Consider the following 14,970-nt stretch of genomic DNA (forward strand, 5'->3'; position numbering starts at 1 on the left):
TTTCTCACATCGGTAATGCCAAAACGCTGGTCAGGGTCGCGGTCGCAACCAAGACAGCGGTGATGACAGTGATTTCCAGTTCAATGGAGCGGGCAAGGTGAGCCGCCGCCTTTTGATTTCCGGCTTGCATGGCTGGAATAAAGCGGAGTTTGTTGGCGGCTGCCAATCCTAGCAGCAGCGCGACCAAGGTCACTTTGCCGACAAGCGCCAAGCCATAAGCGGTTGTGAAGATCAGCGAGAGCGTCCCCAGGATCAACCAGGCCATCAGCCCTCCGGCCAGCACCAGCACGGCGACAATACCCGATGCCATGACACCAAATTTATCGCCGAAATTTGCGGCGACCGCCAAATATTCGGGATCGCGGGCCAGCCAGCGCAGCGGGGCAAGTATGCCAACCCAAAACGAAACGCCAAGCAGATGCAGCAGCAGCAGCAGGCGTATACCGGTTTGCTCCTGGTCCGGGATGTGGCCAATCTGCGTAAACGACCACAGGGCAATAAGGCCGCCAGCCAGGCTGACCCATGCCCCGATCACAGGCAGGTACAGGCCGATACTGATCACGATGATGCCGGCCAACCGGTAGGTGAACGCCTCTCCCACCGAGGTGCCCCACAAAAGGCCAAGCATTTCGCGGTCAACCATACCTGCGATGTCGCCTGTTAGGGCCGCTCCGCGTAGCAGAAAACCAATGATGGCGGCGGTGACTGCGACGCCAGCCAGACCAAGCGAAAAGCGCCGCAGGCGCGCATCAAGACACTTGACGTAGTCCCAAAAGATGAGGCGGATCATGGCGATCCCCGTGGCCCCGGTAATCCCGGCGTAGAGTAGCAACTTTGCCAATATCGATGCGCTTTCCCAAATGTCCGGCATGCTCAATTCACCTCAAAGGTGAAATCGCCCTGCATGGCGTGACCGTCCATGCCCAAGCCCCGCCATTCGATGTGGTAGGTGCCGTCGCCCATGTCTGGTAGCGGCAGCGTAAAGATCCGCTCAAAATCGGTCTGCCCAACAAGATCAACAGGCACCGCCGGATCGTTGTCGTGGGTCACTTTCACCTTGGTCAATCGAATGTTCTTTGCAAAGTCGAAGCCGATCTGGGCCGGAACATCGGCAAGCTCAGCATGGTTGGACGGCGTTGTCGTGCTGACCTTTGAATGGGCAGATGCCCCCGAGGCAAGCAAGGCGGAAACGATCATTGTGATGATGATTTTCATGGTGATACCTCAGTGGATTCCGTTGGCACGTTGTAACGTGCGAATATAGGCGACGACCATGGTGACATCGCCACGGGTCAGACCCTGGACCGGTGGCATATCTCCAAATGGCCAGTGATGGCTTTTGACGCCAAGTTTGGCGGCGCGTTGGAACGCCTCATCCGCATGGTGACTGGGTTCATAGATCTTATGCACCAGCGGTGGTGCCAGACCGTTGGTGCCTGCTGCGTTTTCGCCATGACAAGAGGCGCATGCCTTGTCAAAAATAGCCTTGCCAATCGCCGCATTGCCATCGATCAGCGGGCTTTGCACGGCGGCAATTGCGCCGCCCGCGACGGCCTCACTGGTGGTCTGTGGCTGCGGGGTTGTGGTCTGCCAGACAGCAAACAGGGTGAGGGCGAAAAACGCGCTGCCAGCGAGCACGGTATATTTTCGTTTCATATAGTGTTCCCAACATGGGTATGGACTGGAAAAGTGCGTTTGCTGGTCGGCAGCGACGCCGAATGCAACCGCACCCAAGTTTGGCCGAACAGCAAACGCACGGCAATTCAGTCTCAGGAGGTTGGTGGCCGGTCTGGGGCTTCGATCTGGTTCACATGATGCAGATCCCGTTTGAAACGCGCCTGGATTAGGTCGAAGTGAACCATGCTGGCAGATATCTGAGGTGTCAAAATGGTCAATCCCAGGCACATGTGTACCTTGCATTTATCGTGCTCACCGCCTGCATAGTCAGAGGGTATCTGATGCGGGGAGGTGTCGATGGTACCATTTGTGGTCGGATTGGCCTCAGCGAGCATCGACATGTGCTCTGCGCAGTGGCCCGCGTCTCTATCCATGGCCAGCGCAAAAGCGGTTGTGCCGAGCCCCGTTGTCAGGATCAGCAAACCGATTGCAAGGGGCGAGAGTATGCGCTTCAGCATGTCCATTGGTTTTTGCTAGGGCTTTTTAATTTCGCGATCAACCTTTAACGGCCACTGGTGGTGTTTGACCGTATCACAATTGCGTAGATCCTCAATCGCCCCGAATTTGTTGCAGAGCCTCACCCCAAGTCAGCAGCCGTTTGCGCCGGGACTGGGGGCTGCCACAGACCCGGCGCAGAGCTCAGATGATATGTTACCGACCGGGAGACCGCCTTTCACGGGGCCTCAGTTCGCGTAGGGATCATTTTCGCCGTCGAGGATGGCTTTCAACTCCGCCAAATGGCGCTCGGATTGATCTGGATAGTCTTCCAGCTCCTGCGCCACTTTTTCAGCGACCTCATCGCTGAGTACCCGCAGCTTTTGGCCGGTTTGCAGCGCCCGAATATAGGTCTCAGCGGCACGTTCAAAATAGTAAAGCCGGTTAAAGGTGTCGGCCACAGTATCGCCGATGACCAGCACACCGTGATTGCCCATGATCATCACCTTGATCTTGGGGTCTGTTAACAATCCGGCACAGCGCTGGCCTTCACTTTCAAACGCAAGACCGCCGTATTCCTCGTCCACCACATGCCGCCGGAAAAATATCGCGGAATTCTGATCGATTGGTGGCAATGTGCTATCCGCAAGTGAGGCGAGAACCGTTGCATGAATAGAGTGCACATGCATCACACAGCGGGCCTGTGGGCAAAGCCGGTGTATCGACCCGTGCAATCCCCAGGCCGTTTCATCTGGCGCACCCGGACGGTCCATCGTGTTCGGATCGTTTGCGTCCAGCAGCAACATATCGGACGCCTTTATCCGGCTGAAATGCATCTGGTTTGGGTTCATCAGGAACTGCGAGCCATCGTCATTCACCGCCAGGCTAAAGTGGTTGGCAACCGCTTCGTGCATATTGAGCCGCGCTGTCCAGCGAAAGGTGGCGGCCAGGTCAACGCGTTCGTTCCAATGGGCTAGGTTGGGTTGCGTGGTTGCGGAAGGTGTTGACATCAAAGCTCTCTCTCTGTCCGGCATTCCCCAAATGGAACGCCCTGTGCCCAAGTTGAAACTGATGGAGGCTTGGAGCAAGCGAATTAGGCAGCCAGGGTATTGTTTTTTCAACCATTGCATTTGATCTTTGAGGGCAGGCCAGTAGGCACCGCCTTGGGCTGGCGTTCTTCCTCAATCTCACCGGCATCGCCTGGGTCGCCTTGGTTGGTCATGTCCGATCCGGGATCGTGATGTTTGACGCATTGACCTTGCCGACCGGGGCGAACAATTATGCGGCCATGAACATGTCTTTGAAAATAACCCGCCTGCCGCGCGCCTTTGATGTCGACCTGGGGGCTGAAGCCAAAGCATTGGTTCCTGCGCTGGGCGGCGAAATGGCGGCCCTCATCAGTGGTGCGGCCGGGTCCAGTCCTTTTCTGAAAGAGCTGATAGGGCGCGAATCGGGCTGGCTGGACCAGGCATTGGCAGACCCCGAGGCGGCGATGGCACAGGTGTTTGACGTCTGCCGGACTTTGCCGTTCGATCAGATAAAGCCGGGATTGCGGCAAGCCAAGCGGCGGGTTGCGCTGCTGACGGCGCTGGCCGATCTCAGCGGTGGGTGGAGCCTGGAGCAGGTCACCCGGGTTTTGGCCGAGTTTGGCGCCTTGGCGGCGGATGTGGCGATCAAGGCCGAAATCGCGGCTTTGATCCGGCGCAACAAATTGCCGGGAATGACTGAAGACGACATCGCCACTGCGGGCGGGCTGAGTATTCTGGCCATGGGCAAGATGGGGGCGTATGAGCTGAACTACAGCTCTGATATCGACCTGATATGCCTGTTTGATGAAACCCGGTTTGACCCGGATGATTTCCAACAGGCCCGGCAGGGCATGGTGCGTGCCACCCGCAATATGTGCGCGACGCTTAGCGACAGAACGGCCGATGGCTATGTATTTCGCACCGACCTTCGGCTGCGCCCCGATCCTTCGGTCACCCCGGTTTGCCTGGCGATGGAGGCGGCGGAACGGTATTATGAAAGTCTGGGGCGCACCTGGGAACGCACCGCCTATATCAAAGCACGCGCCTGTGCCGGTGATATCGCGGCCGGAGAGCGGTTTCTCAAAACTCTGAAACCTTTTGTCTGGCGTCGCCATCTGGACTTTGCCGCCATTCAGGACGCCCATGAAATGCGGCTCCGAATTCGCGAGAACAAGGGGGTCGGTGGCCCGATCGAAGTTCCCGGTCATGATATGAAACTGGGCCGTGGCGGCATTCGCGAGATTGAGTTTTTCACCCAGACCCGGCAGTTGATCGCCGGCGGTCGCGACGAGAGCCTGCGCTTGCGGGGCACCGTCGAGGGGCTGGCCGCTTTGGCAAATCGTAACTGGGTCCCCAGCGACGCTGCGGCAAAACTGACTGAACATTACCGCGCCCACCGCGAGGTCGAGCATCGCATCCAGATGATCCATGATGCGCAGACCCATCGGATGCCAAAAACCGAGGAAGGCCTGGCGCGGGTCGCCTGCCTGATGGATCTTGAACCGGCGGCTCTGATCCGTCAGGTCAAATCGAGGCTGACCGAGGTCCATGAGCTGACCGAAGACTTCTTTGCGCCGGACAGTGGAACCGGCGCTGTGCCTGTGCTGTCGCAGGAGTTGGACGGTGATATCATTGCGCGCTGGCCAACCTATCCGGCGTTGCGGTCGGTGCGGGGCGCGCGGATTTTTGAACGCCTTAAGCCTGAACTGCTGGCCCGGTTGAGCAAAACCGCAAAACCATCTGAGGCGCTGATGGCGCTGGATGGATTTCTGGCTGGCTTGCCTGCCGGGGTGCAACTGTTTTCCCTGCTCGAGGCCAATCCGCAACTGATTGATCTACTGGTGGATATTGCCGGTACATCGCCGGCGCTGGCCAGTCACCTGTCGCGCAATTCGGGGGTGTTTGACGCGGTGATTGGCGGCTCTTTCTTTGATGACTGGCCGGGCACGGCAAGCTTGCAGGCCGATCTGGCCTCCAGGCTGGCGCAAGAGATGGATTATGAGGCGCGGCTGGACGGTGCGCGGCGCTGGTGCAAGGAATGGCATTTTCGCATTGGTGTGCATTTTTTACGTGGCCTGACCAACGCCCAGGAGGCCGGCGTGCAATATGCGCAACTGGCCGAGGCGGTGATCGCTGCCTTATGCCCTGTGGTGATCGCTCAGTTTGGAACCAAGCACGGCCCGCCCCCGGGGCGCGGCGCTGCGGTATTGGCGATGGGATCGCTGGGCTCTGAGAGGATCAATGCGCAATCCGATCTGGACATTATTGTGATTTATGACCCGCTGGACGAGGACATGTCACAGGGCAAGCGACCACTGGCCACACGTCCCTATTATGCGCGTCTGACCCAGGCTTTGATTACTGCACTGACCGCGCCGATGGCGCAGGGGCGTTTGTACGAGGTCGACATGCGGTTGCGACCTTCGGGATCAAAGGGGCCGGTGGCAACCAGCTGGTCCAGTTTCACCCATTATCAACAGAATGAGGCCTGGGTTTGGGAACATCTGGCCCTGACCCGCGCCCGGGTGGTGGCTGGGTCGGCGGAATTGGCCCAGGATATCGAGGCGTTTCGCACCGAGGTTCTGACTGCCCCGCGCGACCGGCTCAAAATCCTGAGCGAGATGGCACAGATGCGGGTGCGGCTGGCGGCGGCAAAAACACCAGAGGGCGTTTGGGATGCCAAGGTTGGTGGCGGCCGGATGATGGATGTCGAGCTGACATCGCAAGTTGGTGCCTTGCTGGAAGGCAGCACAGCACAGAAAGTTGGGGCGGGTTTGCAGGCAACCGTCGCAAGTGGCTGGCTGGATGTCGCGGAGGCGACATATTTGCACAGTAGCTATGATTTATTCTGGTCCGTACAGACCGCCGCAAGGCTGTTGTCCAGCACCGGGATAGAGATTGATAATCTGGGCGAGGGCGGTGCACAGTTTTTGTGCCGCAGCACCGGATTTGACCGTCTGGCGGACCTGCAGGATGATTTGGAACAAAGGTATGAGGCCTGCAATACACTGATTGCAAAGGCCCTGAAACGAGAAGGTGCAGATCGTGGCCAGGATTGAATTGGACCCAAAGTCTTTGATGTTTGAGGCTTATCACATCGACGGAATAAAGTCGGCCGAGTGTCGCAGCATCTTTCTTGACTGGGCCTTGAGCCTGCCAGGCGGCCAGGACAGTGCCACGGCGATCCAGGTCATCCTGGATATGTATGGCGCTGCGAACCCGGATCACCCGATGAGTGTGGTGTTGCAGCAGGGGCTGGAGGCTGTGGTCAATCCCAAGCGCCGTGGCGGTTGGCGCGGGCGCAAGCGGGACTGATGGCCCCCGCGAAACCCGGCAGCCGCCTGTTAACAAATGTAAACAGGCGGCTGCCGAACCCCCTTAATTTAACAGCGATGGGGTGGGGGCCGCGTCAATATTCATTAACATATCGCGAAATTGAGCTAAATTTGCCTAAATGCTGCCGCGTTTGGGCGCGACCTTGCAGAGGACCTCTCAGACCGGGACATTCCGGTCGCCGCAAGGAGCAACCCGATGACTATCCTTCGTAAACTGATGCTGCTCACTCTTGGATTGACCGTTTCGGCCTGTGCCTCGGTGGAGGTGCCAACACGTAACGCGCCGTTTGAAGCCCTTCCCGATGGGCAGGTGAGCACGCCACAGGGATATGAGATCCGCGAGCAGACCGCGCCGCTGTGGAAGCCCACAGGGGGGAGGCCAGCGGTCACCGACGTGACCCCTGTTGTTGCGGTGGTTTCTTTTGGCGGCGCTGAATTTGCGGCGCGGCAGGTGCCTGTGCAAGTGACTTCGGTGCAGGTCCGCGTGCCCCGCGCGTTAAAGGTCTCCGAGGCCAATCGCTATCTTCCACATGGTGATATTGTCTGGCGTGAAGATCCACTTGGCGACCGCTACGCCCAGGTGCAAACAATTGTGCAGAGTGCAATGGACCGCGGCGTTGCCGGGCTTGACGGACCGGTGCCAGTGGTTGTGGACATAGAGATCACAAAGTTCCATGCTTTAACCGAAAAGGCCCGTTATACCACTGGTGGCCGCCATGGGATCTCATTTGAGATGGCTGTGAGACATGCGGAAACCGGCGCATTGCTGTTGCCCCTGCGCAGCGTCCGGGCAGACCTCAACGCCTTTGGCGGCCAGCAAGCCCTGGTCGCGATGGCCTCTGGCCAGACCCAAAAAGTGCGGATCACCGAGCATCTGGCAGCCGTGATTCGGCGCGAGCTGACCAAGCCCGAGGGCTACCAAAACGCCAGCGCAGAGTTTGTTCAGATGCTCTACAACTTCTAGCGCCCCCCATTGGGGCCTTTCCCTGAACCAGTGATACCGCTAAGAGGAGGCCATGACAGCCTCCTCTTCTGCGTCCCAGCGCGCCCGCGTCCGTATGAAACCCAAATCCAATGCCCGCGCCATCCGGCACGGGTTTCCTTGGGTCTTTGCCAACGAGCTGGTCACTGACCGGCGCACCCGTAAGTTGGTCCCTGGTGCCCTGGCGGTGCTAGAGGACGAGGTGCAGACCCCGATGGGGCTGGTGACGGTGAACCCCGACAGCAAAATCATCGCCCGGATGCTGGACCGCAACCCCGATGCTGAGCTGAATCTGGCTTGGTTCGAAGCCCGCCTGACCCGTGCGCTGCAAATGCGCGAACAACTGTTCGACGCGCCGTTCTATCGCCTGGTCCATGCTGAATCCGACGGGCTGCCCGGTGTGGTGATCGACCGCTTTGGCTCGGCCTGCGTGCTGCAACCCAACGCCGCCTGGGCCGAGGCCCATCTGGAGCTGCTGACGCAGGCGCTGATCAATGTTACCGGCGTTGAGGTGGTGCTGAAAAATGCCGCCGGCCGCACCCGCAGCCTTGAGGGGCTGGATGATGTGAATATGGTGCTGCACGGCACCGCCCCCGAGGCTCCGGTTGTGGTGCAGATGAACGGCGCCAGCTATATGGCGGATCTCACCGGCGGTCAGAAAACCGGCCTGTTCTACGACCAGCGACCCAACCATGCCTTTGCCGCGCGACTGGCGTCGCCCGGTGCGCGGGTGCTGGATGTGTTTTCCCATGTTGGCGGCTTTGGTCTGGCGATGCTGGCCGCGGGTGCCGGTTCGGCGCTCTGTGTCGACGGCTCGGCCCCGGCTCTGGCGCTGGCTGAACAGGGCGCTGCCGCCAGTGGTTTGGGCGACCAGCTCACCACCCGTCAGGGCGATGCCTTCGACACGCTGGCCGCTCTGGCCACCGAGGGTGAGATGTTCGACGTGGTGATCTGTGATCCGCCCTCATTTGCGCCATCAAAACCGACGCTAGAGGCGGGCCTGCGCGCCTATGAACGCATCGCCAAACTGGCGGCACCGCTGGTCAAACCCGGCGGCTACCTTGGCCTGTGTTCCTGCAGCCATGCCGCCGACCTCAGCAAATTCCGCGGCGCATCGGCACGGGGCATCGGCCGCGCCGGTCGCTCGGCACAACTGATCCGCACCGGTTTTGCCGGACCGGATCATCCGCAATTGCCACAATTGGCCGAAAGCGGTTATCTGAAATCCGTGTTCTTCCGGCTCGACTAAGATAGGGCCCGGTGAAACTGCTGCTGGATACCTGTGTGCTTTACCCCACGGTGATGCGCGAGATGCTGTTGGGCGCGGCCCGGCTGGGGCATTTCGTGCCGCTGTGGTCGACCCGGATCTTGGGCGAGTGGGAGCGCGCAGCGGTGAAGCTGGGCCCCGCAGGCGCAGCGCAGGCCAGCGCCGAGATTGTCCTGATCCGGGCCAACTGGCCACAGGCGGAACTGCCCCCGGCGCCGGGGTTAGAGTCCCGCCTGTGGCTGCCGGACGCTGGGGATATTCACGTGCTGGCAGTGGCAATCTCGGGCTCGGCGGATGCCATTGTGACGATGAACAACAAGGACTTCCCGCGCAATATTCTGGCCGACGAAGGTTTGAAGCGTCTTGGCCCCGACGCGCTGCTCTATGACCTATGGTTGAACGATAACAGCGGGCTAGAGCAATTGGGCCAGCGCGTGTTGGCAGTGGCAAATCGCCTGTCTGGCCAGAAATGGCAGATCCGCCCCTTGTTGAAAAAGGCCCGGTTGCCGCGCCTGGCCAAAGCACTGGCCGGCTAAAAAATCCGCTGGCTTCATCTGGCCAAAAATATCCCAGGGGTGAATTGGCCGTATGGCCAAGAGGGGGCAGCGCCCCCAATTATCTCTCGCTGATGTCCCTAGGACCGGGTCCACTTTCCCTGCAACCGATCCAAGGCCTCTATCCGGTCCTCGGTTTTTGGATGGCTCATCAGCCAGGCGGGGGCCATGCCGGCGCGGCTTTGCGTCAAAGCTTCCAGCTTGCGAAACAGGGTCTTTTGCGGCTCAACCCCGATCCCCGACTTGATCAGCAGCGCCGCTGCATATTCATCCGCCTCATATTCATCGCCGCGCGACAGCCGGGCTGCAATCAGGGTTGTCAGCATGCCGGCAATCCAGGGGCCAATAAAGGGGATGTAGCGACCCAGAACCATCATCAGCGCCGTGCGCAGGGCGTTCTGGCCCGAAAAATCGATCATGCGTCGCTTGGCATGCCCCAGAGCCACATGGCCCAGCTCATGGGCAATCACCGATGCCAGCTCCTCGGCGCTGACCTCACCGTTCTGATATTTGCGATAAAATCCGCGGGTGATGAAAATCCGGCCATCCGGTGCGGCCAGCCCGTTGACCGGGTCAATCTCGTAGATAAACACCGGAATGCGCGAAATCTCCAGCGCGGCGGCCATTCGGTCTGTCAGCGCTTTCATTTTACGGTCGGCCAGTTCGGTCGATTTTGCATCCAAATCCTTATGGGTGCGCCAGATTGATATCCGGTACATGACAAGGCCATAGGCAATGGCCAGTAGAATTGGGGCAAGACGCAACATGGCTTAGATATGGGCTGTGGCCGCGCGTTGAACAAGAGAGAAAGACGCAGAGGTGATGCTGGGGGCGCCAAATATCTATCAACGGGTAGATCTAAGACCCTGCCGAGATCCTGGCATCGCGGGTCAGCGGGTCAGTTCTTTCATGCCCTTTTCCAGCCCTGACAGGGTCATCGGCACCATTTGGTCGGCAAAGATCTCGCGCATCATTTTGATCGAATGGGTGTGATCCCAATATTTCTCGGGCAGCGGATTGATCCACAGGTTGGAGGACCAGCGGTCGCGTGCGCGCTGTAGCCAGACCTGACCGGCCTCGGGGTTCCAGTGTTCATTGGCGCCGCCGGGATAGGCGATTTCATATGGGCTCATCGAGGCATCGCCGACAAAAATGCATTTGTAGTCTGGGCCATAGGTGCGCAGCACCTCGTGGGTCGGGATCTGCGCATCCCAGCGCCGGGCATTATCGCGCCAGACACCTTCATACAGGCAATTGTGGAAATAGTAGTATTCCAGATGCTTGAACTCGCTACGCGCGGCGGAAAACAACTCTTCCACCACCTTGATATGCGGATCCATCGAGCCACCTACGTCCAGGAACAGCAGCACTTTGACAGCGTTGTGGCGCTCGGGGCGGGTCTTGACGTCCAGGTACCCATGTTCAGCGGTGGAGCGAATGGTATTGTCGAGATCCAGCTCTTCATGGGCGCCCTGACGCACCCAGCGCCGCAGGCGTTTCAGCGCCACCTTGATGTTGCGGGTGCCCAGTTCGACGTCGCCGTCCAGATTTCTGAATTCGCGTTTGTCCCAGACCTTGACCGCGCGTTGGTGGCGGCTTTCTTTCTGGCCGATGCGCACGCCCTCGGGGTTGTAGCCATAGGCGCCAAAGGGAGAGGTTCCGGCGGTGCCGACCCACTTGCTGCCGCCCTGATGGCGTCCTTCTTGTTCTTTAAGGCGCTGTTTCAGGGTTTCCATCAGCTTGTCAAAGCCACCCAGCGCCTCGATCTCGGCGCGCTCTTCCTCTGACATGTGTTTCTCCGCCATTTTGCGGAGCCACTCTTCGGGGATGTCGACAGCATCCATCACGGCCTGCGCCGGGATCGCCTCTAGCCCTTTAAACGTGGCGGAAAAGGCGCGGTCGAACTTGTCGATATTGCGCTCATCCTTGACCATGGATGCGCGGGCCAGGAAATAGAAGGCTTCGACGTCATAGGTGGCAAGGCCAGCCTTCAGGCATTCGAGAAACGTAAGGTATTCGCGCAGGGATACCGGCACTGATGCGTTGCGAAGGTTCTCAAAGAATGGCTGGAACATGACCTCAGACCGCCAAACGATGCACCATCAGGGTCAGCAGCATACCGGCCAGGCCCAAAATGATACCATAGGCCGCAGCATATTGAAGAATGTCTCCAAGACCTCCGCCACGCTTTCGGGCCTTGTAGCCGCCCAGCAGGGCCCCAATAACCAAACCGCCAATTACGATCATTTTCTATCCGCCCGTCAAAGTATTGGGGTTCAGCGCGGCAATTTCATTCAGTCTTGCCCGCACCGCCCAGTCTGAGCCGAACCCGTAGCGCGCCCATCCCAGGCTGTCCAGCCTGACGGCGCGTGCCGCGTCAAAATCACCACTCAGCGCCAGTGCTTCGGCCTGCAGCAGCATCAGGGTGGACAGCAATGTGGCATTTTCAAACCGCGCGGCGGTTGGGATGCTGGGTCGCAACAATGCCTGTGCGGCGCGACCGTTGCCACGGGTGATTTCAAAGGCCGCCATACGGGCCGCGATTTGGGCGCGGTGTAATTGGGTGATCGGGGCGTTGCCAAGATGGCGCATTGCTGTCTTGAAGTGGTCTTGCGCCAGATCCGGGTCAGATCCCTGAACCATGCGGCCCAGAATGAAGTGGCTGAAAGACCGCCGGTGATCTTGCCACCCCAAACGCTTTGCAATATCGGCGGCTTGGTTGGCGGCACGTCTGCGGGTTTGACCTGTGGCATTGGGGCCAATGGCGGTTTCCACCGCAGTCACCCATTCGCGCGGGGTTTCTTGCAGTGGTGCCGAGGGCCGGGACGCTCCCCGGGGATTGATGCGTCTCATAACTGCGGGCAGGCGGGCCGAGACCTCGGCGCGGGTCATCCCGGTTGCCAGCTCGGGCGCATAAGTGGCGCGCAGGATCAGCATGTCGAAGCCGGTGAGCACCGTATGGACATTGTCGTCGTTGAACACCGAATCCGGCAGTCGGTACAGATCGTTGAGCGGTCCGATTGCTTGCGCCAGTTCCTCGTGCAGGCAGTCGCGTACCTCTTGCGGGCTGACATCGTTGGGAATGAAAATCGCCAGCCTGGCGCGCTTGCGCAGCTGTGACCAGTTGGTTTTGGCGCGCCGTCTGTTGCGACGGTATTCGGCCAGTGAGCCGACGTTAGGAACCACAAAGCAGGCCGCCTTTGGCAACACCCGGCGGATCTGGGCGCTGCTGACGGATTCAATGGTGATGACAGCGTTGCTGCTGTCAACGCGGTGAATTTTGATGCCCGCTTCGCTTTGCAATCGCGACAGCAGGCGGGTCAGGTCCGGGGTCAGGTTTTTGGCAGGGCGACCGGTGACGCGCAGCGTTATCGGCTGGTCAAACCGGGTGAATACCGGCAGAGAGCTGCCGCCCTCCAATTTGAAGTGCAGATCCAGAAAATCACGCGCCATATCGCTGTTTGAGCGCTGTGGCGGCAGCGGGCGTGTTGTCCCAAACCGTTTGACAGGCGGCAAGGCGCTGTCAGCGATGCGGGCGCGCGTCGGCGGCGGCTCCAGCGGAATGGTGTTGCAGCCACCCAGTAATAGGGTCGAGATCAAGACGGCGCGCCAGATCATTTGCGCTGATACCGGATAAACGGCGTTTGTTTTCCAACCCGGTCATAGAGCCTACGCGCGGTCTGGTTGAAATCCTGCGTCAGCCAGTAAACAGAGCCATTGCCCTTCACATCGGCGGCGCCATAAACCGCCTCGATCAACGCGCGGCCAACACCGGTGCCGCGGCACTTGGGGCTGGCATATAGATCTTGCAGGTAGCAGGTGTTGTCCAGCGTCCAGCTGTGGCGATGGAACAAATAATGGGTCAAGCCGATGATTTCACCGTCCTGCTCGGCGATAAAGCAGGAGAAATCCTGAGGATCCTCGCCGATCAAGCGGGCAAAGGTGCTGTCGTAGATCGCTTGCGACACCTCGGTTTCGTAAAAGGCCAGATAGTCGCACCACATCGCGGCCCAATCGGGGCGATCGTCGGCGCGCAGCGCGCGGATCAACACTTGTCCTGTCATACTTAGCGGGTCCAATTCCCAAGAGATGAAATAGCGCGTCAGGTGCAATCATGGTGCCATTGCAATTGCGTGGTGGCAAGCGGATCTGAAATCAGCGTTTGCCGCGCGCCATAAAGGCCAGACGCTCAAACAGATGCACGTCCTGCTCGTTCTTCAGCAGTGCCCCATGCAGGCGGGGCAGGGCGTCAGCGCCGTTGCGGGCCAGGTCCTCGGGGGTCAGGTCCTCGGCCAGTAACAGCTTCAGCCAATCCAGCACCTCAGATGTTGACGGCTTCTTTTTCAACCCGTCGGTGTTACGAATTTCGTAGAACTGGGTCAGCGCGGTGGTCAGCAGCGCCTGTTTGATGCCGGGGTGGTGGACTTCGACAATCTGTTTCATCGTCTCGGCATCGGGGAAGCGGATGTAGTGAAAGAAACAGCGCCGTAAAAACGCGTCCGGCAGTTCTTTTTCGTTGTTCGAGGTGATGATCATGATCGGACGGTGCTTGGCCCGGATGGTCTCGCCGGTCTCGTAGACGTAGAACTCCATCTTGTCGAGTTCCTGCAGTAGGTCATTGGGGAACTCGATATCAGCCTTGTCGATCTCATCAATCAGTAGCACCAACCGTTCGTCGGCGTCGAAGGCTTCCCAGAGCTTGCCTTTTTTGATGTAGTTGCGCACGTCATGCACGCGCTCATCGCCCAGTTGGCTATCGCGCAGCCTTGAGACCGCATCATATTCATACAGGCCCTGCTGGGCGCGGGTGGTGGATTTGATATTCCACTCGATCATCCGCATCCCCAGCGAGCTCGCCACTTGCCGTGCCAATTCGGTCTTGCCGGTTCCAGGTTCCCCCTTGACCAGCAGCGGTCGTTCAAGGGTGACAGCCGCGTTCACCGCAATTTTCAGGTCGTCGGTCGCAATGTAGTCTTTAGTGCCCTGAAAACGCATATTTTTCCCACCTTGAGTGCGCAGAAGCCCGCGACGTGTTGCTGTTACGCTGCTTTTAACCCAGTACGGTTACTATTGTGTAGTGACAATCTCGGGTGGAGCAGATAAATGCTGCCCCAGAGGGGCGGCCAAATGTTTGGGAGTAGACTATGACCAGCATTGATGGCCTGACCGAAGGAGCCGAAATGAAGCAAGAACTGTTTCTGCCGGATGACTATCGACCGGCCGAAGATGAACCTTTCATGAATGAAAGGCAGTTGGAATTTTTCCGACGCAAACTATTGGACTGGAAGCAAGATCTTCTGGCGGACAGTCGTGACACGATTGAGGCACTGCAGGATAATACGCGTAATATTCCTGATGTTTCCGACCGTGCCAGCGAAGAGACCGATCGTGCACTGGAGCTGCGGACCCGTGACCGGCAGCGCAAATTGGTATCCAAGATCGACTCTGCAATCCGCCGTATCGTCGAAGGTGAATATGGCTATTGCAGCGTGACGGGTGATCCGATTTCGTTGAAGCGTCTGAATGCCCGGCCAATCGCTACGATGAGTCTCGAAGCGCAAGAACGTCATGAACGCCGCGAAAAAGTTCATCGCGACGATTGAGGCCAGATCAATTATTTAACAAACTGACGCCGGGGCCTGTTGTCCCGGCGTTTTTCGTTTATGGGTGAAGAACATAGGCGAAGCTGGGT

Annotated in this window: 17 protein-coding genes; 6 read left to right on the forward strand and 11 right to left on the reverse strand. The window is 59.0% G+C overall.

All coding sequences use genetic code 11. The features are described 5' to 3' along the window. Window positions 1-4 precede the first annotated feature (4 nt). From QPJ95_RS15805 to QPJ95_RS15825, 5 genes are all read right to left on the reverse strand, one after another. Window positions 5-790: a copper resistance D family protein gene (locus QPJ95_RS15805; protein ID WP_286018137.1), complete on the reverse strand. Its 786-nt coding sequence runs from the start codon at window positions 788-790 to the stop codon at window positions 5-7. Between the two features lie 83 nt (window positions 791-873). Next, window positions 874-1,215: a copper resistance CopC family protein gene (locus tag QPJ95_RS15810; protein WP_270917082.1), complete on the reverse strand. Its 342-nt coding sequence runs from the start codon at window positions 1,213-1,215 to the stop codon at window positions 874-876. A 9-nt stretch (window positions 1,216-1,224) separates the two neighbouring features. Then, the gene (locus tag QPJ95_RS15815) at window positions 1,225-1,656 is read right to left on the reverse strand and encodes a c-type cytochrome (RefSeq protein WP_270917083.1); all 432 of its coding nucleotides are present in this window, start codon (window positions 1,654-1,656) and stop codon (window positions 1,225-1,227) included. Between the two features lie 113 nt (window positions 1,657-1,769). Next, window positions 1,770-2,141, reverse strand: coding sequence for a hypothetical protein (locus QPJ95_RS15820; protein WP_270917084.1), 372 nt, complete (start codon window positions 2,139-2,141; stop codon window positions 1,770-1,772). 219 nt (window positions 2,142-2,360) lie between these two features. Beyond that, a complete protein-coding gene (locus QPJ95_RS15825) occupies window positions 2,361-3,122 on the reverse strand; it encodes a class II aldolase and adducin N-terminal domain-containing protein (RefSeq protein WP_270917085.1) in 762 nt (253 codons plus the stop codon). A gap of 278 nt (window positions 3,123-3,400) precedes the next feature. Between QPJ95_RS15825 and QPJ95_RS15830 the strand changes: the two genes are divergently transcribed. The 5 genes from QPJ95_RS15830 to QPJ95_RS15850 all read left to right on the forward strand — a co-directional run bounded on the left by QPJ95_RS15830 (window position 3,401) and on the right by QPJ95_RS15850 (window position 9,260). Beyond that, the gene (locus QPJ95_RS15830; protein ID WP_270917214.1) at window positions 3,401-6,199 is read left to right on the forward strand and encodes a [protein-PII] uridylyltransferase family protein; all 2,799 of its coding nucleotides are present in this window, start codon (window positions 3,401-3,403) and stop codon (window positions 6,197-6,199) included. Between the two features lie 19 nt (window positions 6,200-6,218). Then, window positions 6,219-6,455 carry a hypothetical protein gene (locus QPJ95_RS15835; RefSeq protein ID WP_390923829.1) on the forward strand — a complete coding sequence of 79 codons (237 nt, stop codon included), beginning with the start codon at window positions 6,219-6,221 and terminating at the stop codon, window positions 6,453-6,455. A 216-nt stretch (window positions 6,456-6,671) separates the two neighbouring features. Beyond that, window positions 6,672-7,439: a DUF6778 family protein gene (locus QPJ95_RS15840; protein WP_270917087.1), complete on the forward strand. Its 768-nt coding sequence runs from the start codon at window positions 6,672-6,674 to the stop codon at window positions 7,437-7,439. Between the two features lie 52 nt (window positions 7,440-7,491). Further along, window positions 7,492-8,706 carry an RSP_2647 family RNA methyltransferase gene (locus tag QPJ95_RS15845; protein WP_270917088.1) on the forward strand — a complete coding sequence of 405 codons (1,215 nt, stop codon included), beginning with the start codon at window positions 7,492-7,494 and terminating at the stop codon, window positions 8,704-8,706. 11 nt (window positions 8,707-8,717) lie between these two features. Next, on the forward strand, window positions 8,718-9,260 hold the full coding sequence (locus tag QPJ95_RS15850) for an RSP_2648 family PIN domain-containing protein (protein ID WP_270917089.1): 543 nt from the start codon (window positions 8,718-8,720) through the stop codon (window positions 9,258-9,260). Window positions 9,261-9,358: 98 nt separating this feature from the next. Here the strand turns inward: QPJ95_RS15850 and QPJ95_RS15855 are convergent, their stop codons facing one another. The 6 genes from QPJ95_RS15855 to QPJ95_RS15880 all read right to left on the reverse strand — a co-directional run bounded on the left by QPJ95_RS15855 (window position 9,359) and on the right by QPJ95_RS15880 (window position 14,273). Continuing rightward, window positions 9,359-10,045: a M48 family metallopeptidase gene (locus QPJ95_RS15855; RefSeq protein ID WP_270917090.1), complete on the reverse strand. Its 687-nt coding sequence runs from the start codon at window positions 10,043-10,045 to the stop codon at window positions 9,359-9,361. A gap of 123 nt (window positions 10,046-10,168) precedes the next feature. Further along, window positions 10,169-11,353: a vWA domain-containing protein gene (locus tag QPJ95_RS15860; protein ID WP_270917091.1), complete on the reverse strand. Its 1,185-nt coding sequence runs from the start codon at window positions 11,351-11,353 to the stop codon at window positions 10,169-10,171. 4 nt (window positions 11,354-11,357) lie between these two features. Beyond that, a complete protein-coding gene (locus QPJ95_RS15865) occupies window positions 11,358-11,525 on the reverse strand; it encodes a hypothetical protein (RefSeq protein WP_270917092.1) in 168 nt (55 codons plus the stop codon). Between the two features lie 3 nt (window positions 11,526-11,528). Continuing rightward, complete coding sequence (locus QPJ95_RS15870) at window positions 11,529-12,896, reverse strand: DUF2927 domain-containing protein (protein WP_270917093.1); 1,368 nt, start codon at window positions 12,894-12,896, stop codon at window positions 11,529-11,531. Then, complete coding sequence (locus QPJ95_RS15875; RefSeq protein ID WP_270917094.1) at window positions 12,893-13,342, reverse strand: GNAT family N-acetyltransferase; 450 nt, start codon at window positions 13,340-13,342, stop codon at window positions 12,893-12,895. The genes QPJ95_RS15870 and QPJ95_RS15875 overlap by 4 nt, the downstream gene beginning before the upstream one ends. Before the next feature lie 91 nt (window positions 13,343-13,433). Then, on the reverse strand, window positions 13,434-14,273 hold the full coding sequence (locus QPJ95_RS15880; protein WP_270917095.1) for an AAA family ATPase: 840 nt from the start codon (window positions 14,271-14,273) through the stop codon (window positions 13,434-13,436). Window positions 14,274-14,458: 185 nt separating this feature from the next. Between QPJ95_RS15880 and dksA the strand changes: the two genes are divergently transcribed. Then, window positions 14,459-14,881 carry an RNA polymerase-binding protein DksA gene (gene dksA, locus QPJ95_RS15885; protein WP_270917215.1) on the forward strand — a complete coding sequence of 141 codons (423 nt, stop codon included), beginning with the start codon at window positions 14,459-14,461 and terminating at the stop codon, window positions 14,879-14,881. The last annotated feature ends 89 nt before the right edge of the window (window positions 14,882-14,970 follow it).

The organism is Parasedimentitalea psychrophila (genome assembly GCF_030285785.1).
In the GTDB taxonomy this organism is placed as follows: domain Bacteria; phylum Pseudomonadota; class Alphaproteobacteria; order Rhodobacterales; family Rhodobacteraceae; genus Parasedimentitalea; species Parasedimentitalea psychrophila.